The organism is Actinoplanes sp. NPDC023801, from assembly GCF_040639655.1.
Lineage (GTDB): Bacteria > Actinomycetota > Actinomycetes > Mycobacteriales > Micromonosporaceae > Actinoplanes.
In genome coordinates this window covers 24,116-46,254 of the sequence record NZ_JBFAAI010000030.1, presented here as the reverse complement: position 1 = coordinate 46,254, position 22,139 = coordinate 24,116, and the positions used below count along the sequence as shown (strand labels likewise).

Here is a 22,139-nt window from a genome sequence, read left to right as displayed (position 1 = left end):
GGATCATCCACCGGGACGGCTGCACGGTGCGCCGATCGACAACTCCACGACGGTCTCCCCGGTCGCCGTGGTGATCCGGATCGGGACGCAGTCGGGCTCGATCACCCAGGTGCCCCCGGTGAACACCACCCAGCGGCCAGCGCCGGGCTCCGCCCCGCACGACACGACCCGTACCGAGGTGGCCGGCTCCACATCGGCGGCACCCCAGTTGATCCCGGCCCGGCCGTCCCATCCGGACAGCAGGCTCAGGTCGACGGTCGTGTCCGTGTGCACCAGCAGTTCCCACTCGGCGAACAGCCGGGCCGGACCGTCCCCGGGGCTCTGCTCCAGGGGCTCCAGCATCCGGTCACTGCCGGGAACGGCGACCACCCCGGCGACCACCCGATAGCCGTCACCGGGCCCGGTCACCCGATCGACGGTGTCGGTGCACCCGGCGACCGGTCCACTGCGGGGGGACACGCCGGCCGCCGTCGACGGTAGCGGCGGATCGACGGCGCCCGCTCCGCCGGTGCAGCCGGAAGCGGCCGTCAGCAGGAGCAGGACCGCGGCCGTGCGCGCTGTCGGCATACGGCGATTCTGTCAGGGGGTCCGTCTACTGTCCTGCGCATGGATCCCCTGCGCCGTGGCCGGATAGCCACCTCCCTGGTCTTCCTGTTGTTCGGCACCGCGCTCGGGGTGTGGACCGCGCGGATTCCCGCGGTCAAGGAGAACCTCGGGCTCAGTGACGGCCGGCTCAGTCTGGCCCTGCTCGCGTTCGCCGCCGGCTGCATCACCGGGATGGCCGTGCTCGGCCGGCTCACCGACCGGTTCGGCAGCTCCCGGGTGCTGGTGCCGGCCGCGCTGCTGGAAGGCGTCCTGCTCGTCCCACCGGCGCTCGCCGGCGGCCTGACCGCGCTGTGTGCGGCACTGTTCGTGTTCGGCGCGGTGCACGGCACCCTGAACATCGCGATGAACGCCAACGCCGCCGAGGTCGAGCGGGCCCACGGCCGGCCCATCATGGCGTCGTTCCACGCGATCTACAGCATCGGCGGTTTTCTCGGGGCGATCGTCGGCAGTCTGTTCGCGCACGCCGGCATGAGCGTGGCCGTGACGCTGATCAGTGCCGGCCTGCTCGCCGTCGTGCTGGCCGGGTGGGCATCGCGGTGGGTGCTGACGTCCGAGGTGCCGGCCGATGCCGTGACGGACTCCGACGTGGCCGGTGCGGGCCGTCACCGGCCACTGCTGATCTTCTTCGGGATCGTGGTGCTCGGCACGCTCGTCGGTGAGGGTGCGGCCGCCGACTGGAGTGCCGTCTACCTGCGTGAGGATCTGGGCACATCGGAGGGCTTCGCGGCGTACGGCTACGCGGCCTTCGCGATCATGATGACGGCCGGGCGGCTCGTGGGCGACCGGATCGCCGGCCGGTTCGGGCCGGTGACCCTGATCCGGGCCAGCGGGCTGATCGCCGCCGCAGGACTCGGCGCCGGCCTGCTGATCGAGCACCCGATCGCCGGGGTCGCCGGGTTCGGGCTGCTGGGTCTCGGCGTGTCCTGCGTCGCCCCGCAGTTCTTCTCCGCGGCCGCCGGAGTGGATCCGCGGCGCGCGGGCCAGGCGTTGTCGACCGTGGTGAGCATCGGCTACGTCGGGTTCCTGCTGGGCCCGATCGCGATCGGCGCCGCCGCGACCGCGGTCGGGCTGCCCGCGGCACTGTGGATTCCGGTCGCGCTCGCCCTGTTCGTCACGTTGAGCGCCGGCAGCATCCGAAACGCCGGTCGCCACCCGGCCGGCGTCAGTGGCGCCGGAGACCGGCCTGAGGCCGCCGCCTGACCGGCGGTCTCAGGCCGGCGTCAGCAGATCCCGGGTGATGCCGGCGATGTCCCGCGTGCCGGCGAGGGCCATGGTCAGGTCCAGTTCGGCGATCACGTTGCGGATCACGTCCTCGACGCCGCTCTGGCCGGCCAGTGCGAGCCCGTACATGTAGGGGCGGCCGAGCAGCACCGCGTCCGCGCCCAACGCGAGCGCGGTGAAGACGTCGGCACCGGTGCGGATGCCGCTGTCCAGCAGCACGGTCGCGTCCGGGCCCACCGCCTCCCGCACGGTGACCAGCGCGTCGAGCGACGCGATGGCGTTGTCGATCTGCCGGCCGCCGTGGTTCGACACGACCACCGCGTCGGCGCCCAGGTCGAAGGCACGCCGGGCGTCGTCGGGATGCAGGATGCCCTTGAGGACCACGGGCAGCCGGGTCCGGTCCCGCAGTGTGGCGAGGTGGTCCCAGCTCAGACCCGGATTGGAGTAGATGTCGAGGAACGTCTCGACCGACGCCTTCGGCAGCGGCGAGCGCAGGTTGTCCCAGAACCGGCCCGGATGGTTGCGGGTCATCGCGATCAGAGTGCGGATCGCCCCGAGGGTCACCTCCGGTTTCGGGGAGGGCTGCCCGGCACGTGCGGTGGCGATGTCGCGGAACCTGGGGTCGGACGTGTACTGGGCGATGCCCTGCCCGCGGCTGAACGGCAGTGAGCCCAGGTTGAGGTCCTGGGGCCGCCAGCCGAGCACGGTCGTGTCGAGCGTGACGACCAGCGCGCCCGCCCCGATCGCCTCGGCCCGTGCGATCAGGCTGTCGACGAGCTGTTCGTCCTTGCTCCAGTAGAGCTGGAACCACCGTGCCGCATCGCCCATCGCGGCCGCACAGTCCTCCATCGGGTTGCAGCCCTGGTTGGAGAAGATGTAGGCGGTGCCGGTCGCCGCGGCCGCGCGGGCGATCTTCACGTCGCTGTCGGCGCCCATCAGTGCGCCCGCCCCCACCGGCGCGAGCAGCAGTGGCGTCGTGTGCCGGGCGCCGAGCAGCTCGACGGACAGATCGCGGTCCACGGCGCCCGACGCCATCCGCGGCACGATCGCCCAGCGGCCGAAGGCTTCCCGGTTGCGGCGCATGGTGCGGCCCTCGCCGGCACCGCCCGCGACGTATGCCCAGGCCCGGGTGCTGCTGGCGCGGCGGGCCCGCCGCTCCAGCTCGGCGAAGTCAGCCGGGACCACGGGCCGGCGTCCCAGCACGCCCTGACGGTAGATGCTGCTCAGGCGGGCGAGTCCGGCTCCGGACATGGGTTCCTCCGGCGGGTGCGGTCGTTTCGAGGCTCCGCGGCGTGGGCCGCCGGCCGTCCGGCAGCCGTCGTCGCTGGTCAGCGTAGGGCGTCGCGGAGACCGCCGCGGTGGCCTCAGCATCGTGGCTGCCACGCTAAACCAAGTCAACTGACTTGGGAAGGTAGGATGCGAGGATGGCGGACGGAATACGGGCGACCCGTCGCGAACAGGCGCTCGAAGCGCTCCTGGACGCGACCCTGGAAAGCCTCGCGACCGACGGTTTCGCCGCCATCACCACTCGCGGCGTCGCCCAGCGCGCCGGCGTGAGCCAAGGTCTGCAACAGCATTACTTCCCGACCAAGGCGGCCCTGATCGACGCCGCGATCAACCGTCTGGCCACCCGGCTCCTCGACGAGGCGTCCCGGCCCGTGGAGGGCGCCACCGAACGGCGGCGTGCCGAGTTGCTGCTGCGCCGCATCTGGGAGAGTTACCGTTCGCCGGCCCTCGCCGTCGTCGCGGAACTGCTGGTTCTCGCGCGCACCCACCCCGACACCGCACAGAAGACCGCGACCACACTCGTCGCCGTGACCGATCGGGTGGTCGCGGTCGCCGAGCGGGCGCTGCCGACCTACGCGGCGCGGCCCGGTTTCCGGGACGCGCTGCTGCTCGCCCTGAGCGCGATCCGGGACACCACCACCGTCGCCCGGATCGCCGGCACGGAACCCGCACTGCCCGGTCCCGATGCCGTCATCACCGCGTTCCTGCAGGCGGTCGGCGAGTCACCCCGGATCACTCCGCCCGCGCGCGTCCGCCCCGCGCAACCCGGATCCCCAGGTAGGTGAGCGGGCCGGGATCGGGCACCGGGAGCACGGTGAAGCCCAGACGGTCGTAGAAGCCGCGGGCCTTGACGTTCGCGGTCAGCATGCCGACGTGGACGCCGGGGGCATCCACGGTGTCCAGGAACCGGTCGATGAGGCGGCGGCCGAACCCGTGCCCCTGACAGTGCGGCAGGAGGTCGATGTGCAGGTGCGCCGGATGACCGTCCAGGCCGGGCACCAGCATGCGCTCCGGACGGAAGTGCAGAGCGATCATGTCCTGCTCGGGGGTGCGTGGCGGTGGCGGCGGCACCGGGTAGCGGTCGCCGACCAGCGGAATCCATTCGGCCCGGTAGCGCCGCACGAATTCCGGCGTGTCGGCGGTCCCGACGACGTAGCCGGCCACCTCGCCGCCGTCGTCGAGCACGAACGCCAGGTGCGGTTCGAGCTGTGCGTAGGGCCCGGCGAACAGGTCACCCATCAGATCGTCGGAGGAGTACACGCCGCGGGCGTCGCCACCGGCGTCGGCGGTACGGACACAGATGTCATAGAGCGCGGCGCGGTCGGCGGGCCGGTAGGGGCGGATCTCGGGCACGCCCGCACGGTAGGCGGTGGAACCGCTTCCACCGCAACCGCACAATCTCGTACGCGACACGCCGCAGCCGGCCGCAACCAGGCGTCCCGCCGGCACGAGGCGACGTTCGCGGCTGGTCGCGGCCGCGAGGCGGCTGCGGGGCTGAGGCGGGGGGTAGCGGTCAGATCTTCGAAAGAACGTCGAGATAGTGCTGGTTGTACATGACGCCGAGGATGTTGCCGAACGGGTCGATGACCGATGCCGTGACGTAACCAGGTCCGCGTTCGGTCGGCTCGTCGTGCGAGGCCGCCCCGAGATCCAGCAGACGCCGGTAGGCGGCCTCGACGTCGTCGACCGCCCAGTAGATCACCGCACCGGACGGCCGTCCGGCCGGCGGGTGCGGTGCGAACCGGCTGTTGAGCATGCCGAACTCGTGCTGGTAGTCACCGGCGCGCCATTCCAGGTAGGCCGTCTGGTCGCCGGCCTCCCGGACGAAGTACGGCTCGGCGCCGAACACGGTCGTGTACCAGGAGCGAGCCTCGGCCATGTCGTCGGCGACGAACGTGACGGTGGTGAATCCGCGGAGCATGTCGTTTCCCTTCGTTGTGCCTTCCACATCGATGCTTCCGCTTTAAGTGCTCACCTTCTGAGCACTTTTTCTGCCAATCTGACGGACATGCGCGCGGACCGGCTCGTCGCCACCCTCCTTCTCATGCAGACCCGCGGCCGGGTCACCGCCGCGGAGATCGCCGCCGAGCTGGAGGTCTCGGTCGCCACCGCCCGGCGGGATCTGGAGGCACTGTCGGCCGCCGGTGTCCCCGTCTATCCGCAGCCCGGCCGCCACGGCGGCTGGTCACTGGTCGGCGGCGCACGTACCGATCTGAGCGGCCTGTCGGCACCCGAGGCCCGAGCGTTGTTCCTGCTGGCAGGGCCGTCCGCGGCGTCTGACGAGGCGAAGGCGGCGCTGCGCAAACTGCTCCGGGCGCTGCCCGCCCCGTTCCGGACCGAGGCCGGGGCCGCCGCCGCGTCGACGCTCGTCGACCCGGCCGGCTGGGGCGAGGAGCAGCGACCGCCGTCCGGCATCGTCGGTCTGCTCCAGGACGCCGTGATCGGCCGGCGGCGCATCCGCTTCACCTACCGGAGCGCCGGCCGCACGACGGACGACCGGTCGCGTCGGGAGCCGGAAACGGATACGCCGGGCCACGGGACGCCGGGCCACGGGACGCCGGGCCACGGGACGCCGGGTCATCCGACGCCGGGCCACGGGACGCCGGGTCATCCGACGCCGGGCCACGGGGCGCCGGGTCACGGGACGCCGGGGGACGAGCGGGAGGCCGACCCGTGGGGCCTGGTCGACAAGGACGACGTGTTCTACCTGATCGCGGGGACGGTCAAGGGCAGGCGGACCTTCCGGGTGGACCGGATGGGCGAGGTCACGGTCACTGGGAAGACCTTCGAACGGCCCGCCGATTTCACCCTCGACGAGGCCTGGGGCCAGGTGGTCGGGCGGGTGGAGGACATGCGGGCCCGTACGTGGGCGACGCTGTTGATCGCGGAGCGGTTCGTCTGGGTGCTCCGGGACCACTTCGGCCGGCACTGCGAGGTGCGGGAGACGCTTCCCGACGGCCGGGCCCGGGTACGGGTCGGTGCTCCGCAGGCGCGTGACATCGCCCGCACGTTGTCCGGGTGGGGTGCGGCCGTCGAGGTGCTCGACCCACCGGAGGTGCGCACCGAACTCGCCCGCATCGGCACCGAACTGGTCGAGCTGTACACATCGGCCCCGCCGCGCCCGTCCGGCGCCACCTGACCGGCCCGCGGCCCGTGACCGGCGGCTCCGGGTCCATGGTCAGGCGGTGGCCCGGAGCACCGGGTGGCTCGGGAACAGCTGAGCCGCGGCGGGCGTCCCGCCGACCGCGGCGCGGACGGCGGCCGCGGCGATCTCCTCGACCGGGTGGGTGGCGGTGGTCAGGGCGGGATACGCGGACGCGGCAAAGGGAACGTCGTCGAAGCCGGTGACGGCGATGTCGTCAGGGACACGGATACCGGCCGTAGCGAGAGCCTGCAGAACGCCGAGCGCGGTCGCGTCACTGACCGTGGCGATGGCATCGGTGCCCGGCCAGCGGCGCAGCACGGTCTGCGCGGCAGCGCGCCCCCGTGCCGCGGTGAAGTCGCCGGTCATGACCCGGACGGGCAGGCCGGCCTCGTGCATCAGCCCGGTGTAGGCGTCCATCGGCGGGCGGCTGGCGGCCAGCCAGGGCGGGCCACCGATCAGCGCGATCCGGCGCCGGCCGGTCAGGTGCAGGTGGCGTAGCAGGGCACTGACACCGGCGGCGCTGTCCACGTCGGGCCCGCCGGCACCGATCACGCCGAAGCGGCCGGGCAGCGCCGCCGGCAGGGCGTCGAGCAGGGCACGGTCGTGGCCGGCCAGCACCACGGCGGCGATGCTGCGGTCGGCGGCGATCCGGTCCAGCTCGGCCGACGCGTCCAGCGGCAGGTGCCGCACGGTGACCCCGAGGCCGTCGGCGTCGGCCGCGGCGGCCATCGCGGTGGCGGCCCGGGTGACGAACGGGTCGCGAAGGATGTCGGCGCGACGGTCGCGGACCGCGAACAGCACCCGTGTCCCTGCTCCACGGGCGAGCCGGCGGGCGACCGGGTGGGGAACGTACCCGAGTTCGGTGGCTGCTCCGCGTACCGCGTCGCGGCTGGCCGCGGAGGCCGGGCCGCGACCGGACAGGACCCGGGACGCGGTGGCGACCGACACCCCGGCACGGCGGGCGACCTCGGCCAGCTGGGGTCTGCTCGTCATGCCGGCAAATATGCCGGACGCAGAGTCCCGACGACCAGGGACGACGGCTCCGTTCGTGTCCGGTCCGGGCACGAATGCCGGACCGGATCCGCCGGCATCGGGCCGTGAAGTCCCGGACCGGGCGGGACTTTGGTCCCGGGGAATGCGGGACCGCGGGCTCAGGCGGCCCGGGACGCCGAAGGGCAGCCTTGGGGGTGTCGGGCAGCCGCCCGGCCGGCCGCTCCACGGCGAAGGAAACCATCGTGTCACTCGACCCCGGAACCGCCCCCCTGCTGGGCGCGCGCCGCTTCCTCACCCGCGAGACGGTCGGGGACCATGGGCGCACGCTGCACAAGGTCGACGACAGCGAGTGGGACGCCTTCTACCGTGACCGCTGGCGCTACGACAAGGTGGTCCGTTCCACCCACGGCGTCAACTGCACCGGTTCCTGCTCGTGGAACGTGTTCGTCAAGGACGGTCTGATCACCTGGGAGCACCAGGCCACCGACTACCCGACGGCCGGCCCCGACTCGCCCGACTACGAGCCGCGGGGCTGCCCGCGCGGCGCGAGCTTCTCCTGGTACGAGTACTCGCCCTCCCGCGTGCGTCACCCGTACCTGCGCGGTGTTCTCGCCGAGATGTTCCGTGAGGCGCGGCAGCGCCTGGGTGACCCGGTGGCCGCGTGGGCGGAAATCGTGGAGACGCCGCTGAAGGCGCAGGCCTACAAGTCGCAGCGCGGGCGTGGCGGATTCGTCCGGGCCACCTGGGACGAGGCGATCGAGTTGATGGCCGCCGCGCACGTCTACACCGTCAAGAGGTACGGCCCGGACCGTGTCGTCGGCTTTTCACCGATCCCGGCCATGTCGATGGCGTCGTTCGCGGCGGGCACCCGCTATCACGCACTGCTCGGCGGCACCCTGCTGAGCTTCTACGACTGGTACGCGGACCTGCCGATCGCCTCACCCCAGATCTGGGGCGACCAGACCGACGTGCCCGAGGCCGGCGACTGGTGGAACTCCACCTACCTGATGATGTGGGGCTCGAACATCCCGGTGACCCGCACCCCGGACGCGCACTTCCTGGCCGAGGCCCGGTACAAGGGCACGAAGGTCGTGGCGGTGAGCCCGGACTACGCCGACAACGTCAAGTTCGCCGACGACTGGCTGGCACCGCACCCCGGCACCGACGGCGCCCTGGCCATGGCGATGGGCCACGTGATCCTCACCGAGTTCTTCCGCGACCGCGAGGTCCCGTACTTCGCCGACTACGCCCGCCGGTACACGGATCTGCCGTTCCTGGTGACGATCGTGGACGGTAAGGCCGGCCGCTTCCTCACCGCCGCCGACCTCGGCGAGGAGAACGGCGAGCACCGGACCGTGCTCCTCGACTCGGCGACCGGTGAGCCGGTGGTTCCGAACGGCTCGCTCGGTTACCGCTACGGCGAGCCCGGCAAGTGGAACCTCGACCTCGGCGACGTCGTACCGGCGCTCGGCGTCGGCGGCGGGGAGGCCGTCGAGATCGAGATGGCGCGCTTCGACATCGGCGACACCGAGGGTGGTTCCACGATCCGTCGCGGAGTCCCCGTCCGCCGGGTCGGCGAGCACCTCGTCACTACCGTGTTCGACCTGGTCATGGCGCAGTACGGGGTTCGTCGCGGCGAGCTCCCGGGCGAGTGGCCGAGCGGGTACGACGACGCCGATTCGCCGAACACTCCGGCCTGGCAGGAACGGATCACCGGTGTCGACGCGAAGCTGGCGGCCCGCATCGGCCGCGAGTTCGCCCGCAACGCCGAGCGCAGCAACGGCCGGTCCATGATTGTCCTCGGTGCCGGCGCCAACCAGTGGTTCCACTCCGACATGACGTACCGGGCGTTCATCTCGCTGGTCACGCTGACCGGCTGCCAGGGCGTCAACGGTGGCGGCTGGGCGCACTACGTCGGCCAGGAGAAGGCCCGCCCGATCACCGGGCAGCAGCACATGAGCTTCGCCTTCGACTGGCAGCGGCCGATGCGGCACCAGGCGTCCACCCCGTTCTGGTATCTGCACACCGACCAGTGGCGCTACGAGCGGGTGCCGGCCGACGAGCTGGCGTCGCCGCTGGGTACCGGCCGCTTCGCCGGGATGGCGTTCGCGGACACGGTCGCGGCCGCGCAGCGGATGGGCTGGAGCCCGGGCCACCCGTTCTTCAACCGCAACCCGCTCGACCTGACCGACGAGGCCGCGGCCGCCGGCCGGCCGGTCCAGGAGCACATCGTCGCGGAGCTGAAGGCCGGCCGGTTGAGGACGGTGGCCGAGGACCCCGACGACCCGGCGAACTTCCCGCGCTGCCTCACCCTGTGGCGGGCCAACCTGCTCGGCTCGTCGGGCAAGGGCAACGAGTACTTCATGCGGCATCTGCTTGGCGTCTCCTCGCTGGAGACGGCCACCGAATGCGGTCCCGGCGAACGGCCGCGGGACGTCACGTGGCGCGACGACGCGCCGGTCGGCAAGCTCGACCTGCTCACCGCGATGGACTTCCGGATGACCAACACCGGCCTGCACTCCGACCTGGTCCTGCCGGCCGCCACCTGGTACGAGAAGCACGACATCTCGACCACCGACATGCATCCGTTCGTGCACGCGTTCAGCCCGGCCGTGACACCGCCCGGTGACGCGCACACCGACTACGACACGTTCCTGGCCCTGGCCGACAAGGTCAGTGAGCTGGCCGAGGTCCACCTCGGCACCCGCACCGACGTACTGGCCGCACCGCTGCAGCACGACACCCCGGACGAACTGGCCATGCCCGGCGGACGGGTCCGTGACTGGAAGTTCGGCGAATGCGAGCCGGTGCCCGGACGGACGATGCCGAAACTGATCGAGATCGAGCGGGACTACACGCGGATCGGCATGCGGATGCGGACCGTCGGCCCCCTGATGGAGAAGCTCGGCACCACCACGAAGGCGATCACCGTCGACGTGACGGCCGAGGTCGAATACCTCAAGCACCAGAACGGGGTGCTCGACGGCCGGGCTTCGCTGGCCACCGCCGATCGGATGTGCGAGGCCATTCTGACGTTCTCCGGAACCACGAACGGGCGGGTGGCGCACGCCGGCTTCCTCGAGTTGGAGAAGCGGACCGGCCAGCGGTTCACGGACCTGATCGAGGGCCACGAGACCGGCCGGGTCACGTACGCCGAGACCCAGGAGGCACCGCAGCCGGTGTTCACCAGTCCGGAGTGGTCCGGCTCGGAGAAGGGCGGCCGCCGGTACTCACCGTTCACGATCAACGTGGAGCGGCTCAAGCCGTGGCACACGATCACCGGCCGGCAGCACTTCTTCGTCGAGCACGACTGGGTCGCCGAGCTGGGCGAGCAGCTGCCGGCGTTCCGGCCGCCGCTCAACATGGCGCGGCACTTCGGCAAGCCCGGCGACGCGGTCGACGGGGGAGTGACCGTCCGGTTCCTGACGCCGCACGCCAAGTGGTCGATCCACTCGATGTACCACGACAACGAGCTGATGCTCGCCCTGTCCCGGGGCGGTCCGGTGATCTGGATGAGCGTCCAGGACGCCGCCAAGATCGGGGTCAGCGACAACGAGTGGATCGAGGCACACAACCGTAACGGCGTCGTCGTGGCCCGTGCCGTGGTCAGCCACCGGATGCCCGAGGGCACCGTCTTCCAGTACCACTCCCCGGAACGCACGGTGAACGTCCCGAAAGCCGAGAAGTCCGGAAGGCGCGGCGGCTACCACAACTCGATGACACGGTTGCTGGTCAAGCCGACCCACCTGGCCGGCGGGCACGCCCAGCTCACCTACGCCTTCAACTACTACGGCCCGATCGGCAGCCAGCGCGACGAGATCACCGTGATCCGCCGCCGCACGCAGGAGGTGGAGTACTGATGCGTATTCGAGCGCAGGTCGCCATGGTGATGAACCTGGACAAGTGCATCGGCTGCCACACCTGCTCGGTCACCTGCAAGCAGACGTGGACCAACCGCGAGGGCACCGAGTACGTCTGGTTCAACAACGTCGAGACCAAGCCGGGCATCGGCTACCCGAAACATTACGAGGATCAGGAACGCTGGAAGGGCGGCTGGACACTCGACGGGAAGGGCCGGTTGAAGCTGAGGAGCGGCGGCCGGGCCAAGCGCCTCTCCCGGATCTTCGCCAACCCCGACCTGCCGACCATCGACGACTACTACGAGCCCGCCACCTTCGACAAGGACATCCTGGTCAACGCGCCCGGTGGACTTGCCGACACCCCGGTCCGGAAGCCGTACTCCCGGCTCACCGGCGAACCCATGGCGATCGAGTGGGGCGCGAACTGGGAAGACTCCCTCGGCGGCCGGACCGCGGCGGACGACCCCAACCTGCGCGGCTGGGGGGAAAAGGTCAAGTTCGAGTTCGAGAAGACCTTCATGTTCCATCTTCCGCGGATCTGCGAGCACTGCCTCAACCCGGCATGCGTCTCGGCCTGCCCGTCGGGCGCCATGTACAAGCGTGAGGAGGACGGCATCGTCCTGGTCGACCAGGACCGGTGCCGCGGCTGGCGGATGTGCGTGTCGGCATGCCCGTACAAGAAGGTCTATGTCAACCATGCCACCGGCAAGGCCGAGAAGTGCACCTTCTGCTTCCCGCGCATCGAGGCGGGACAACCGACCATCTGCAGCGAGACGTGCGTCGGCCGCCTCCGTTACCTGGGCATTCTCTGGTACGACGAAGACGCCGTCCTCGCCGCGGCGTCGGTGCCCGAGGCGGAGTTGCTCGACGCGCAGCGATCGGTGTTCCTCGACCCGCACGACCCGGCCGTGCAGCGGGCCGCCCGCGACGCCGGCCACCCCGGCGAGTGGATCGAGGCTGCCAAGGCGTCCCCGGTCTGGAAGCTGATCAGCGAGTACCGGATCGCGCTGCCGCTGCACCCGGAGTACCGCACGCTGCCGATGGTCTGGTACGTCCCACCGCTGTCCCCGGTCCTGGACGCCGCCGGAGCGGCCGGCCGCGACGACACCGACGCCGACGACATCTTCCACACCATCCAGGACCTGCGGATCCCGATCGAATACCTGGCCTCGCTGTTCACCGCCGGTGACACCGAGGTGGCCGGGGGAGTGCTGATGAAACTGGCCGGGATGCGTGCCTACATGCGGGCCCGCACCCTGGACGGCACCGTCGCGAGCGACCTGCTCGACGACCTCGGCATGACCGGTGAGCAGGTCGAGGCCATGTACCGGCTGCTCGCCGTCGCCAAGTACGACGAGCGGTACGTCATTCCGGCCGCGCACGCCGGGCAGGCCGCGGCGCTCGAGGAACTGGGCGGATGCTCCCTCGACGGCGAGGGCGGACCGGGCATGGGCGGCAGCGGCGGCGTCCCGGTCACCATCGTCACGAAACGGAGCCGATGATGGACCGCTCCCGGATCTTTCAGCTCACATCGCTGCTGCTCACCTATCCCGACGAGGAACTGCGGGCCGCCGGCGGCGAGTTGCGGGCCGCCGCCGCCGGCGTCGACGGTCTCGAACGTTTCGTGGACTGGCTGCTCTCCGGCACCCTGATCGAGGCGCAGCGGCACTACGTCGAGACGTTCGACCTGCGCCGGCGCTCCGGGCTCTACCTGACCTACTACCTGCACGGCGACACCCGTAAGCGGGGGATGGCGCTGCTCATGCTCAAACAGCGGTACCGCGCGCACGGGCTGCGGCTGGCCGACGGGGAACTTCCCGACCTGCTGCCGATCGTGCTCGAGTTCGCTGCGGTGGCCGGGCCCGGCGACGGCGAGGCCCCGCTGCGCCAGCACCGGCAGGGCATCGAGCTGCTGCGGGCGGCGCTGCACGAGACGCGTACCCCGTACGCGCTGGTGCTCGACGTCGTCTGCGATCTGCTGCCGCAACTGACGGACGAGGACCGCGCCGCGCTGACGTCCCTGGCCTTCGACGGACCGCCGGTCGAGACCGTGGGTCTCGACGCGGTGGGCCTCGGCCCCAACCTCGCTCCCTACGCGGAGGTGTGCAAGTGAGCACCCTTGTCTGGATCGTCCTGCCCTACGCATGTCTCGCGGTGTTCGTCGCCGGGCACATCTGGCGGTGGCGGCACGACCAGTTCGGCTGGACCACCCACACCAGCCAGCTCCTGGAGAACCGGCTGCTGAGGCTCGGCTCGCCGCTGTTCCACCTCGGTGCGTTCGGAGTGATCGCGGGCCATGCGATGGGCCTGCTCGTCCCCGCCTCGTTCACCGAGTTCGCCGGCATCTCGGAACACACCTACCACCTCGTGTCGGTCACCGGCGGCACCATCACCGGGGTCATGCTGGTGGCCGGTCTGGCGCTGCTGATCGCCCGGCGGTTCGTCAGTGGCCGGATCCGGCGCGTCACCACGACCATGGACAAGGTTCTGTACGTGGCGCTGACGGTCATGGTCGTGCTCGGCATGAGCGGCACCGTGGTGATCAATCTGTTCGGTGAGGGCTACGACTACCGGGAGACGATCGCCGTCTGGTTCCGTGGCATCTTCTGGTTCCACCCCGAGCCGGCCCTGATGAGCGGCGCCCCGCTGGTCTTCCAGCTGCACGCCATCGGTGGCTTCCTGTTCCTGGCGCTCTGGCCGTTCACCCGGCTGGTGCACGTCTGGTCGGCACCGCTGGCCTACCTCTGGCGGCCCTACGTCGTCTATCGCGGCCGCCGCGGACCCGCCCCGGTGCCATCGCCGGCACCGGCCGCCGTCCGGAAAGTTGTCACACCCTCGTCCTAGGGTGGGGACCATGACGACTCTGACCAACCGCCCCCGCACGGCTCTGCTCGTGATCGACGTCCAGGTCGGTGTGGTCGCCGCTGCCGCGCGCCGTGACGACGTGATCGCCAACATCGGCACCCTGGTCGAGAAGGCCCGCTCCGAGCAGGTGCCGGTGGTGTGGGTGCAGCACTCCGACGACGGGCTGGCGCACGGCAGCGACGAGTGGCGATACGTTCCGGAGCTGACCCGCCGCGACGACGAGCCGCTGGTGCAGAAGAACTACGGCGACTCGTTCGAGGCCACCGACCTCGAGACGGTGCTCGCCGAGCGGGGTGTCGGCCGGCTCGTCGTCACCGGCGCCCAGAGTGACGCCTGCATCCGCAGCACGTTGCACGGCGGCATCGTCCGGGGCTACGACGTCACGCTCGTCTCCGACGCGCACACCACCGAGGACCTGTCCGCGTACGGCGCCCCCGCCCCCGAGCAGGTCATCGCCCACACGAACCTCTACTGGCAGTTCCACAGCGCCCCCGGCCGCACCGCCGGGACCGTCGAAACCGGGAAGGTCGACTTCAGCGGATGACTACGGTGAAGTCATGACCGATGACTATCTTCCCGGTGTCTACCAGCAGTTTCTCAGCCGCTTCCCGGAGATCGCCGAGGCGCAGGGAACCCTGGCCCGCACCATCCGGGAACAGAACCCGTTCGACGACCGCACCGACCGGCTGCTGAAACTGGCCATCGCGATCGGCGCCGAGGCGGAAGGCGCGGTCCGCTCCAACGTCCGCAAGGCCCTGCAACACGGGGCCACCCTCGACGAGGTCCGCGCTGTCGCCCTCGCCGCCGTCACCACGTGCGGTTTCCCGACCGCCATCGCCGCACTCGGCTGGATAGAAGAGGTAGCAACCGCGCCATGAGCACCACCGACAATCTCTGGCTGCAGAAGATCGCCGAAGACCCGGGCCACTCCCGGTGGTACATCGAACGATTCCGGGCGATGGCCGAACGCGGCGACGACCTCGGCGGCGAAGCCCGGATGATCGACGCGATGGTGCCGCGTGGCTCGCGCATCCTCGACGCCGGCTGCGGTACCGGCCGGGTCGGCGGCCACCTGGCCGCCGCCGGCCACGACGTCACCGGCGTCGACCTCGACCCGGAGCTGATCGCCGAGGCCCGCAGTCAGCATCCGGGTCCGGCGTGGCAGGTCGGCGACCTGAGCGAGATCGACCTGCCGGACCGCTTCGACGTGATCGTGTGCGCCGGCAACGTGATGACTTTCGCCGGCCCGTCGACCCGGGTGGAGATCCTGCGCCGGTTCGGCGCCCATCTCGCCGACGGCGGACGGGCGGTCGTCGGTTTCGGTGCGGGCCGTGGCTACGAGTTCGACGACTTCCTCGCCGACGCGACCACGGCCGGCCTGACCCCGGACCTGCTGCTGAGCACGTGGGATCTGCGCCCCTTCACACCGGGCGCCGGCTTCCTGGTCGCCATCCTCCGGGCGGCCGCCTGACCGGCCGGGGCGGCGGCTCACGCCCAGTGCCTGCCGGGGCGTTCCTCGAGCGCACGCTGGAGAGCGCGGGTGACCATGTTGAAGACACGTGGTTCCGCGCTCTCGTACAGGTTCACGGTCCGGCCCTGGTATCGGGCCTGCAGGACCCACACCTGCTTGGGTTGCCAGAGCTCCCACCAGTCCCGCTCGATCACCTTGACGGCGACCTCCCCGATCTCGGCGATCGCGTAGGTCTCCGGCGACCCGGCGGGGTCGCGGATGAACATCTCACTGGTGACCTCGGCGTCGTAACTCCGGTAGTACACCCTCCTCACGGGACTCCTCTCGCGTGCCCTCGCCAGTCATGGTCACACGCGTGTCGATGCTGCTCAATCGCCAGGAGTTGCGGATCAGGGAACCGGTCCTCCCGGAACGGGTCCAAGGTCCCTGTCCACCGGGCCGGGCCGTGACGATTCTGGAGCCGACCCGCCGACCGGGTCGTCACGCAGACGATGGAGTGGACCATGAGCACACCGCAGACCCCATCCACCCGCGAAGGGGGCAGGGCAGCATTGATGCTCGCCCTGGCGACCGTCGGGTTCGCCGTCAACTTCTGGGCGTGGGCGCTGCTCAGCCCGCTCGCCACGAAGTTCCAGGCGGCCCTCGGCCTCACCCCGTTCCAGCAGGCGCTGCTGGTCGCGGTACCGGTCGTCGTCGGGTCGGTCGGCCGGATTCCCGTCGGCGCCCTCACCGACCGTTACGGCGGCCGGGTCATGTTCCCGCTGATCTCGCTCATCACCATCGTGCCGGTGCTCTATCTCGGGCTGTTGGGTCATGACGCGCTCACGTCGCTGCTGATCGGTGGATTCTTCCTCGGCATCGGCGGTACGGCGTTCGCGATCGGCGTCCCGTTCGTCAACGCCTGGTTCCCGCCGGAGCGTCGCGGTCTCGCGATCGGCATCTTCGGCGTCGGCATGGGTGGCACCGCGATCAGTGCGCTCACCACCGTCCGGCTCGTCGGCGCCGGCGGTACTCCGGCACCGTTCCTGATCACCGCGGGAGTGCTCGCCGCGTACGCCCTCGTCGCCTGGCTCGTGCTGCGCGACGCGCCCGGCCGTCCGGTGCCGACCGCACCGCTCGCGCAGCGGCTCGCCGCCGTGCTCCGCCTGAAGATCACCTGGCAGGCCTCGGCGCTGTACGCGGTCGCCTTCGGGGGATATGTCGCCTTCTCCGTGTACCTGCCGGCTTACCTGAAGACCGCCTACGGCCTCACCCAGGCCGACGCCGCCAACCGGATGGCCGGATTCGTGCTGCTCGCCGTCGTGATGCGGCCGGTCGGCGGCTGGCTCGCGGACCGCTTCGCCGCGAGCCGCGTCCTCGCCGTCGCTCTCGGGGTCGTCGTCCTCGGCGCCGTCGTGCAGTCCTTCACGCCGGGTCTCGCTCCGGTCGGCACCATCGCCTTCCTCGCCATGGCGGCCGCCCTCGGCGCGGGCAGCGGGGCCACCTTCGCCCTCGTCGCGCAGGTCGCCCCGGCACATCAGGTCGGCGCGGTCACCGGGGTCGTCGGCGCGGCCGGTGGCCTCGGCGGTTTCGTCCCGCCGCTGGTCATGGGGGCGATCTACGGACACTTCCAGTCGTACGGCCTCGGGCTCGCGCTGCTCGGCGTGGTGGCGACCGCGGCCCTGCTCCTGGACGTCCTCTCGGTCTCCCGCCGCCCGGCCGTCACGGTCTGACCCCGACCTGCCGCCTCGCGCCACCGTCCCCGCCCCACCGGCACCACCGTCCCGCCAAGCGCCACGCCTCAGCCGGCGCCACCGGCGCCCCGCCACTCGTCCCGCGCCACCCGTCCCGCCCGCGCCGAGCCCCGCACCGGCCACCGGTCCTCCACCCGGTGGCCGGTGCGTCTGTCGTTCCCGGCTGGACGGCGCAGCGGCCTCAACCTCTGCTCCCACGCCGGACCGGGCCCGAGCAACCTGTCCGGCCCGAGCGGCCGGACCCGGTGCAGGGGCCGGGGAGCTCGTGTGGAGCTTTCGTGAAAGGGCTTCCGCACCCGGCGGCCATGGGCGCACGATCTCGAAGTGCACATCCGGCCGCAGCGGCCGGGATCATCGCCAGCCGTCCGGGCCGACGAGCTCAGGGAACTGCCCGCAGCCGATCGCGGAGGGCCAGATGACATTCCTGTGGGACTCGATCGACAGCCAGGAGGAAGAGGCGTCCCCGCCGGCGCGCGCCGAACCGGGAACGCCGGTGTGGAGCCGTCGTGGCCTGCTCCACATCGCCATCAGCTGTGCCGGTTGGCTGTTGCTGATCCCGCTCGTCCTGCGTGCCCAGAACCCCTCCCTCGGCGGGTTCTACGGCGGTGTGTCGATCCTGCTCGCCGCCTCGCTCCTGGCCTCGCTGGTGTCGATCACGGCCATCCTGACTGCCTGCGTGCGACGTTCCTGGGGGGTCGCCCTGGTCAGTCTGGTGCTCGCGGCCACCGCCGTTGTGGTGGCCACCCGGCAGAACTCGGACGGCGACTACATCGATCACCGGTACCGGGCCCACCGCACCGCCCTCGCCGAACTGGCCCGGGAGTACCGCGCGGGCCGCCTGGACGGCAAGCTCGTCCTGCCGCCGAGCCTGCGTTCCCTGTCCCCGTCCGGAATCGCCTACGCCGGGCCGACCGCGCTCTTCGTGCAGCTGTGGCAGAACTGGCGAGCCGAGTCGGGGACCGGCCTCGCCTATTTCGCCGAACCGCCCACCGCGCAGACGACCGTCACCACCGCCAGCGGTGACTTCGGCTATCCGCGACGCGAAGTCGGCGACGGGTGGTGGTGGGTGGCTTAGCCCCCGTACTGTGCTGATCGGACGATGCTGACGCGGAGGTGGCCGGGCAGATGAAATTCGGGCTGTACGGGCTGCACCGCGACCGCAACGTCGACCCCGGCGTCCTGGTCCGGCGGGCCGGGCTGGCCGAGGAGGCGGGCTTCGAGTCGCTGTGGGTCGGCGACCACATCGCGCTCCCCGCCGGGGAAGGCAACCCGCCCCGCCTCGAGGCCATGCTAGCGTTGACGTACCTGGCGGCCGTGACCAGCCGGGTCCGCCTCGGGGTCGGCCTGATCGTGCTGCCGCAGCGCCAGCCGGTCCTGCTGGCCAAGCAGCTCACCTCACTGGACGTGCTGTCCGGTGGCCGGCTGACCGTCGCCGTCGGGGCCGGCTATGTCGAACCGGAGCTGAACGCGATGGGCGTGACGCTTGCCGAGCGGGGTGCCCGGACCGACGAGTACCTGGCCGCGATGCGCGCGCTGTGGGAGGCCGCGCCCTCGTTCACCGGCCGGTTCGTGTCGTTCGACGGCGTCGTTCAGCATCCGTCGCCGGTTCAGCGCCCGCACCCGCCGATCGTGGTCGGAGGCCACTCGCCCGCCGCGTACCGCCGGGCCGTCCGGCAGGGCAGCGGCTGGTACGGCTGGGGTCTGGACGTCGAGGAGACAAGGCAGGCACTGCGTGCGCTGGCCGAGACCGCGAAGCGTGAGCAGCGGCCGGCGGGCTTCGGCGAGTTGGAGATCACCCTCACCCCGCCCGGCCCGCCCGATGCCGACACCGCCCGCAGATACGCCGACCTGGGCGTGGACCGGCTCATCATCGAGCTCGAAGGCATCGACGACGACGCGGTCGAAGGTGTGATCGCCTCCGTCGGTGAGAACCTGGCCGGCCGGGTCTGACGAGCCGCTGACGCGTTCAGTCGGTGGGTTCCGGCGCTCCCGCGTCGTCCGTGACGTCGGAGCCGTGCACCGGATCCGGGTCGTTGGCGGTGTCCACGGCATCCTCCGGGACCTCGTCGTGGTCCGCCGGTTCCGGCTGTTGTTGCGACACGTCGCTCATGGTCCTCACCCCGCGTTGAAGTTGTCGCTGACATCGCGCTGCAGATTGCGCATGGCCTCGTCCAGCAGTTCCTGGACGGTCGTCTCGTCGGCCTCCGGCATGGTGACCTCGGCATGCAGCACGCTGCCGCCGGCCGGACCGTCCTCGACCCGGGCGTCGCCGTGCGGGCCGGTCCCGTCGAGCGCCTGCCAGCGCACCCGCAGGTCGTCCGGGACGATCTCGGCCCCGTACCGGCGGGTGCCGTTCACCGCTGTTCCCCCTGCCGCATCCGTCGTCCCGCCGTGAGATCTGATCCGTCGTTCCACCATCAAGGGAATGCCACCGATCGCCGCGTCTAAACGAGGGAGACCCGACGCGCTGGTACGTGGGTCAGCCGGCCGCCAGGAAGTCCAGAATCGCGTCCGCCACCGGGCCCGGCGCCTCCTCGGCCTGGTGATGCCCGCTCGCGATGACCCGGTGCCGCAGCGGTGTGGTGAGCCACGGCGCCCAGATGGCGGCCGGATCACCGTGGATGTCCAGGTCGTCGTCGGCGGACTCGAGCAGCATCACCGGGCAGCGGACCCGGCGTCCGGCCGCCCGGTCGGCCTCGTCGTGTTCGCGGTCGATCCCGAGACCGGCCCGGTAGTCCTCGCACATGCCGTGCACCACGGCCGGGTTCCGCAGCGCCGTCCACACGTCGGCGTGATTACCGGCGCCCATCTCGGCGGGACCGGGGGTGCGGTACCACGCGGCCGGATCGGCGCAGATCACCCGTTCCGCGGGCTTGTCGGTCTGGCCGAGGAACCACCAGTGCCACCAGGCCCGCGCGAACACGGCGTCGGTGCGTTCGAGATGCTCGACGACCGGGAGACCGTCCATCACGACCAGCTGCGACACCGCCGCGGGGTGGTCCATCGCGGTACGGAACGCGGCAAGCGACCCGCGGTCGTGGCCCACGACGGCGAACCGGTCGTGCCCGAGAGCTGCCATCAGCCGTACGACATCCTGTGCCATCGCCCGTTTGCTGGACTGGGAATGGTCCGGTTCGTCGGGCGGTAGCGTCGACCCGCCGTACCCGCGCAGGTCGGGTGTCACCACGAAGTGCGAACCGGCGAGCCGCGGTGCGACCTCGTGCCAGGTGGTGTGGGTGCGCGGGTGACCGTGCAGCAGCACGACGGGCGATCCCGACCCGCCGTACCGGACCCGGAGCGTGACCTCACCGACGTTCACATGTTCCAACCGGAAATCTTCGAACATCGACATCGGCTACCCGTACGGTGCGCGGCCGAACCACCTCCGGCCGGGTGGGGAAACATGTGACCCGGCACATCATGATCTAGGGTGAAACGCATGTTCGAGGCGGCGCTGGTGAATCTCTGCACCCGTGACATCGAGGCGGGCATCCGCTTCTACCGTGACCTGCTCGGCTTTGAGGAGATCTTCCGGACCCCCAGCGATGATGTGCCCTCGCACGTCGAGCTGCGACTCGGCGGTTTCACCGTCGGGCTCGGCACCGTGGAGGCGGCACGGCGGTTGCACGGTGCCGATCCGGAACCCGGCCGTCCGAGCATGGTGCTGGTCATCTGGGCCGTCGACGTCGACCCGGCGTTCGAGCGGCTCGTCTCCGCCGGCGTGCCGGTCGTGCGGCCACCGCACGACTCCGGCAACGGCAACCGTGCCGCTCTGCTGCAGGATCCCGACGGCAACCTCGTGGAGATCGTCTCGAAGATCCGGTGACCGCGGTCAGGCGCTGCCGCCGGGTCCGGAACCGATCACCAGAAACGTGTTGTCCGGCCAGGTCGCCCGATCCTCCACCGTGGTCGGCTGGCGCAGGAAGACGATCCGGACCCGACGTGGCCACAGCCGTGCCGGTTCGGTCCAGGTGCACCAGGTGCGCTGCCGGCCGCTGTCCGGGCAGTCGCCGGCCTGCCTCCAGCCGTCGAGCTGCCCGGCGACCGCTGCGCGTGCCTGTTCCCAGGTGGTGGCGGGCGGCATGGCGTAACTGTCCACGGTGGCCGGACCGCGATCACTGCGCAGGTCGTAGTGGAGCTCGCTGGATCGGAGGTCGACGACGATCTCGTAGGAGCCGTCCGGCAGTTGCTCTGAGGCACCCGGCGGCGGGGCGATGCCGACCGCCTGCCCGGCAGTCAGCCAGCGAGCACCGACGACCACCGCCAGACCGATGACGACCATCGAGACGGCTCCGATGACAGCGACGCGTACCCTTCGGCCCATCCGCACACCGGCAGTCTAGGGACGGCCCCGATGGACGGCCCACTCCGGAGCGAGAATCGACATGACCGTCGCATCGACCCACGCGTCACCGTCGCGGAGCACCTGACGCAACACGCCTTCGGCGACGAAACCCACTTTCTCGTACGCCCGCCGGGCGCGCGGGTTGTGCGAGTAGACCTCGAGCGAGATCCGATGCAGCCCGAGCTGCTCGAATCCGTGACCGATGATCAGCCGGATCGCCTCGGTGCCGAGCCCGCGATTGCGCCCGGCCGCGACCAGCAGGGTCCGGAAATTGCAGCTGCCGTTGGACGGATCCCACTCGTTGAGGACGACCTCACCCACACAGGCCCCGCTGTCCCGGTCGACGACCGCCAGGTCCAGGCGGTCGTCCTGCGCGTTGCGACTGCCGTACCACTCCCTGGTCCGCTCCTCGCCGGGGCCGTCGCCGGGCGGGCTGCCGGTCAGCCGCGCGACTTCCGGATCGGCCACCGCCTCCAGGAACACCGGCACATCGGCGTCGACGAACGGCCGCAGGACAACGAGTTGCCCGGTGAGCACCGGCTTGACCGCAAAATCGGACATCCGCTGATCGTCCCGTTCTCCCGCCATGGGAGGCAAACGATTTGATCAGCGT

The 22,139-nt window shown here is 71.1% G+C and carries 25 protein-coding genes; 14 read left to right on the top strand and 11 right to left on the bottom strand.

From position 1 onward, the window contains the following. Positions 1-3 precede the first annotated feature (3 nt). A complete protein-coding gene (locus AB0G04_RS36025; protein WP_360992378.1) occupies positions 4-567 on the bottom strand; it encodes a hypothetical protein in 564 nt (187 codons plus the stop codon). 39 nt (positions 568-606) lie between these two features. Between AB0G04_RS36025 and AB0G04_RS36020 the strand changes: the two genes are divergently transcribed. Next, on the top strand, positions 607-1,806 hold the full coding sequence (locus AB0G04_RS36020) for an MFS transporter (RefSeq protein ID WP_360992375.1): 1,200 nt from the start codon (positions 607-609) through the stop codon (positions 1,804-1,806). 9 nt (positions 1,807-1,815) lie between these two features. On the opposite strand, the gene AB0G04_RS36015 is transcribed toward AB0G04_RS36020, so the two are convergent. Then, positions 1,816-3,078 (bottom strand): alpha-hydroxy-acid oxidizing protein, encoded by a 1,263-nt coding sequence (locus AB0G04_RS36015; RefSeq protein ID WP_360992372.1) that lies wholly within the window; start codon positions 3,076-3,078, stop codon positions 1,816-1,818. Between the two features lie 173 nt (positions 3,079-3,251). Here AB0G04_RS36015 and AB0G04_RS36010 point away from each other — a divergent pair, with 173 nt between their 5' ends. Then, a complete protein-coding gene (locus tag AB0G04_RS36010; protein WP_360992369.1) occupies positions 3,252-3,899 on the top strand; it encodes a TetR/AcrR family transcriptional regulator in 648 nt (215 codons plus the stop codon). Here the strand turns inward: AB0G04_RS36010 and AB0G04_RS36005 are convergent. Continuing rightward, positions 3,847-4,467 (bottom strand): GNAT family N-acetyltransferase, encoded by a 621-nt coding sequence (locus tag AB0G04_RS36005; RefSeq protein ID WP_360992367.1) that lies wholly within the window; start codon positions 4,465-4,467, stop codon positions 3,847-3,849. The two genes, AB0G04_RS36010 and AB0G04_RS36005, sit on opposite strands and share 53 nt — an antisense overlap. Positions 4,468-4,627: 160 nt before the next feature. Next, complete coding sequence (locus AB0G04_RS36000) at positions 4,628-5,035, bottom strand: VOC family protein (protein WP_360992364.1); 408 nt, start codon at positions 5,033-5,035, stop codon at positions 4,628-4,630. An 87-nt stretch (positions 5,036-5,122) separates the two neighbouring features. Here AB0G04_RS36000 and AB0G04_RS35995 point away from each other — a divergent pair, with 87 nt between their 5' ends. After that, positions 5,123-6,253, top strand: coding sequence for a WYL domain-containing protein (locus tag AB0G04_RS35995; RefSeq protein WP_360992361.1), 1,131 nt, complete (start codon positions 5,123-5,125; stop codon positions 6,251-6,253). A gap of 39 nt (positions 6,254-6,292) precedes the next feature. On the opposite strand, the gene AB0G04_RS35990 is transcribed toward AB0G04_RS35995, so the two are convergent. Further along, positions 6,293-7,252, bottom strand: coding sequence for a LacI family DNA-binding transcriptional regulator (locus AB0G04_RS35990; protein ID WP_360992359.1), 960 nt, complete (start codon positions 7,250-7,252; stop codon positions 6,293-6,295). A gap of 269 nt (positions 7,253-7,521) precedes the next feature. Between AB0G04_RS35990 and AB0G04_RS35985 the strand changes: the two genes are divergently transcribed. From AB0G04_RS35985 to AB0G04_RS35955, 7 genes are read left to right on the top strand one after another with little or no spacing between them, the layout of a single operon-like run. Further along, the gene (locus AB0G04_RS35985) at positions 7,522-11,112 is read left to right on the top strand and encodes a nitrate reductase subunit alpha (RefSeq protein ID WP_360992526.1); all 3,591 of its coding nucleotides are present in this window, start codon (positions 7,522-7,524) and stop codon (positions 11,110-11,112) included. Beyond that, positions 11,112-12,614: a nitrate reductase subunit beta gene (gene narH / locus AB0G04_RS35980; RefSeq protein WP_360992356.1), complete on the top strand. Its 1,503-nt coding sequence runs from the start codon at positions 11,112-11,114 to the stop codon at positions 12,612-12,614. Before AB0G04_RS35985 ends, narH begins: the two co-directional genes overlap by 1 nt. After that, positions 12,611-13,225 (top strand): nitrate reductase molybdenum cofactor assembly chaperone, encoded by a 615-nt coding sequence (narJ, locus tag AB0G04_RS35975; protein WP_360992353.1) that lies wholly within the window; start codon positions 12,611-12,613, stop codon positions 13,223-13,225. The genes narH and narJ overlap by 4 nt, the downstream gene beginning before the upstream one ends. Continuing rightward, entirely contained in the window at positions 13,222-13,956 is a 735-nt protein-coding gene (gene narI / locus AB0G04_RS35970) for a respiratory nitrate reductase subunit gamma (protein WP_360992350.1), read from the top strand. The genes narJ and narI overlap by 4 nt, the downstream gene beginning before the upstream one ends. A gap of 10 nt (positions 13,957-13,966) precedes the next feature. After that, complete coding sequence (locus AB0G04_RS35965; RefSeq protein WP_360992347.1) at positions 13,967-14,521, top strand: isochorismatase family protein; 555 nt, start codon at positions 13,967-13,969, stop codon at positions 14,519-14,521. Positions 14,522-14,534: 13 nt separating this feature from the next. After that, positions 14,535-14,855, top strand: coding sequence for a carboxymuconolactone decarboxylase family protein (locus AB0G04_RS35960; RefSeq protein ID WP_360992344.1), 321 nt, complete (start codon positions 14,535-14,537; stop codon positions 14,853-14,855). Then, complete coding sequence (locus AB0G04_RS35955; RefSeq protein WP_360992341.1) at positions 14,852-15,448, top strand: class I SAM-dependent methyltransferase; 597 nt, start codon at positions 14,852-14,854, stop codon at positions 15,446-15,448. Before AB0G04_RS35960 ends, AB0G04_RS35955 begins: the two co-directional genes overlap by 4 nt. 17 nt (positions 15,449-15,465) lie before the next feature. Here AB0G04_RS35955 and AB0G04_RS35950 read toward each other — a convergent pair whose 3' ends face one another. Continuing rightward, positions 15,466-15,762 (bottom strand): DUF6232 family protein, encoded by a 297-nt coding sequence (locus AB0G04_RS35950; RefSeq protein ID WP_360992339.1) that lies wholly within the window; start codon positions 15,760-15,762, stop codon positions 15,466-15,468. Positions 15,763-15,951: 189 nt separating this feature from the next. Here AB0G04_RS35950 and AB0G04_RS35945 point away from each other — a divergent pair, with 189 nt between their 5' ends. The 3 genes from AB0G04_RS35945 to AB0G04_RS35935 all read left to right on the top strand — a co-directional run bounded on the left by AB0G04_RS35945 (position 15,952) and on the right by AB0G04_RS35935 (position 19,131). Beyond that, a complete protein-coding gene (locus tag AB0G04_RS35945) occupies positions 15,952-17,160 on the top strand; it encodes an MFS transporter (protein WP_360992336.1) in 1,209 nt (402 codons plus the stop codon). 436 nt (positions 17,161-17,596) lie between these two features. Then, positions 17,597-18,256 (top strand): hypothetical protein, encoded by a 660-nt coding sequence (locus tag AB0G04_RS35940; protein ID WP_360992333.1) that lies wholly within the window; start codon positions 17,597-17,599, stop codon positions 18,254-18,256. A 50-nt stretch (positions 18,257-18,306) separates the two neighbouring features. Continuing rightward, entirely contained in the window at positions 18,307-19,131 is an 825-nt protein-coding gene (locus AB0G04_RS35935; protein WP_360992331.1) for a TIGR03619 family F420-dependent LLM class oxidoreductase, read from the top strand. 16 nt (positions 19,132-19,147) lie between these two features. On the opposite strand, the gene AB0G04_RS35930 is transcribed toward AB0G04_RS35935, so the two are convergent. From AB0G04_RS35930 to AB0G04_RS35920, 3 genes are all read right to left on the bottom strand, one after another. Next, the gene (locus AB0G04_RS35930; RefSeq protein WP_360992328.1) at positions 19,148-19,291 is read right to left on the bottom strand and encodes a hypothetical protein; all 144 of its coding nucleotides are present in this window, start codon (positions 19,289-19,291) and stop codon (positions 19,148-19,150) included. Between the two features lie 5 nt (positions 19,292-19,296). Further along, complete coding sequence (locus AB0G04_RS35925) at positions 19,297-19,539, bottom strand: hypothetical protein (RefSeq protein WP_360992326.1); 243 nt, start codon at positions 19,537-19,539, stop codon at positions 19,297-19,299. Between the two features lie 121 nt (positions 19,540-19,660). Further along, positions 19,661-20,533, bottom strand: a complete 873-nt coding sequence (locus AB0G04_RS35920) for an alpha/beta hydrolase (RefSeq protein WP_360992323.1) — start codon at positions 20,531-20,533, stop codon at positions 19,661-19,663. A gap of 87 nt (positions 20,534-20,620) precedes the next feature. Between AB0G04_RS35920 and AB0G04_RS35915 the strand changes: the two genes are divergently transcribed. Further along, a complete protein-coding gene (locus tag AB0G04_RS35915; RefSeq protein WP_360992523.1) occupies positions 20,621-21,007 on the top strand; it encodes a VOC family protein in 387 nt (128 codons plus the stop codon). Positions 21,008-21,013: 6 nt separating this feature from the next. Here the strand turns inward: AB0G04_RS35915 and AB0G04_RS35910 are convergent, their stop codons facing one another. Continuing rightward, complete coding sequence (locus AB0G04_RS35910; protein ID WP_360992320.1) at positions 21,014-21,511, bottom strand: hypothetical protein; 498 nt, start codon at positions 21,509-21,511, stop codon at positions 21,014-21,016. A 9-nt stretch (positions 21,512-21,520) separates the two neighbouring features. Continuing rightward, on the bottom strand, positions 21,521-22,087 hold the full coding sequence (locus AB0G04_RS35905; protein ID WP_360992317.1) for a GNAT family protein: 567 nt from the start codon (positions 22,085-22,087) through the stop codon (positions 21,521-21,523). Positions 22,088-22,139: the final 52 nt, after the last annotated feature.

What these genes read in the sequence shown, in the direction of transcription:
- AB0G04_RS36020 (WP_360992375.1), top strand. Translation starts at nt 607, where the DNA reads ATGGATCCCCTGCGCCGTGGCCGGATAGCCACCTCCCTGGTCTTCCTG.
- AB0G04_RS35930 (WP_360992328.1), bottom strand. Translation starts at nt 19,291, where the DNA reads ATGAGCGACGTGTCGCAACAACAGCCGGAACCGGCGGACCACGACGAG.
- AB0G04_RS35940 (WP_360992333.1), top strand. Translation starts at nt 17,597, where the DNA reads ATGACATTCCTGTGGGACTCGATCGACAGCCAGGAGGAAGAGGCGTCC.
- AB0G04_RS35995 (WP_360992361.1), top strand. Translation starts at nt 5,123, where the DNA reads ATGCGCGCGGACCGGCTCGTCGCCACCCTCCTTCTCATGCAGACCCGC.
- AB0G04_RS35960 (WP_360992344.1), top strand. Translation starts at nt 14,535, where the DNA reads ATGACCGATGACTATCTTCCCGGTGTCTACCAGCAGTTTCTCAGCCGC.
- AB0G04_RS36015 (WP_360992372.1), bottom strand. Translation starts at nt 3,078, where the DNA reads ATGTCCGGAGCCGGACTCGCCCGCCTGAGCAGCATCTACCGTCAGGGC.
- AB0G04_RS35965 (WP_360992347.1), top strand. Translation starts at nt 13,967, where the DNA reads ATGACGACTCTGACCAACCGCCCCCGCACGGCTCTGCTCGTGATCGAC.
- narH (WP_360992356.1), top strand. Translation starts at nt 11,112, where the DNA reads ATGCGTATTCGAGCGCAGGTCGCCATGGTGATGAACCTGGACAAGTGC.
- AB0G04_RS36010 (WP_360992369.1), top strand. Translation starts at nt 3,252, where the DNA reads ATGGCGGACGGAATACGGGCGACCCGTCGCGAACAGGCGCTCGAAGCG.
- AB0G04_RS35915 (WP_360992523.1), top strand. Translation starts at nt 20,621, where the DNA reads ATGTTCGAGGCGGCGCTGGTGAATCTCTGCACCCGTGACATCGAGGCG.
- AB0G04_RS36000 (WP_360992364.1), bottom strand. Translation starts at nt 5,035, where the DNA reads ATGCTCCGCGGATTCACCACCGTCACGTTCGTCGCCGACGACATGGCC.
- narJ (WP_360992353.1), top strand. Translation starts at nt 12,611, where the DNA reads ATGATGGACCGCTCCCGGATCTTTCAGCTCACATCGCTGCTGCTCACC.
- AB0G04_RS35945 (WP_360992336.1), top strand. Translation starts at nt 15,952, where the DNA reads ATGAGCACACCGCAGACCCCATCCACCCGCGAAGGGGGCAGGGCAGCA.
- AB0G04_RS35905 (WP_360992317.1), bottom strand. Translation starts at nt 22,087, where the DNA reads ATGTCCGATTTTGCGGTCAAGCCGGTGCTCACCGGGCAACTCGTTGTC.
- AB0G04_RS35990 (WP_360992359.1), bottom strand. Translation starts at nt 7,252, where the DNA reads ATGACGAGCAGACCCCAGCTGGCCGAGGTCGCCCGCCGTGCCGGGGTG.
- AB0G04_RS35955 (WP_360992341.1), top strand. Translation starts at nt 14,852, where the DNA reads ATGAGCACCACCGACAATCTCTGGCTGCAGAAGATCGCCGAAGACCCG.
- AB0G04_RS35935 (WP_360992331.1), top strand. Translation starts at nt 18,307, where the DNA reads ATGAAATTCGGGCTGTACGGGCTGCACCGCGACCGCAACGTCGACCCC.
- AB0G04_RS35920 (WP_360992323.1), bottom strand. Translation starts at nt 20,533, where the DNA reads ATGTCGATGTTCGAAGATTTCCGGTTGGAACATGTGAACGTCGGTGAG.
- AB0G04_RS36025 (WP_360992378.1), bottom strand. Translation starts at nt 567, where the DNA reads ATGCCGACAGCGCGCACGGCCGCGGTCCTGCTCCTGCTGACGGCCGCT.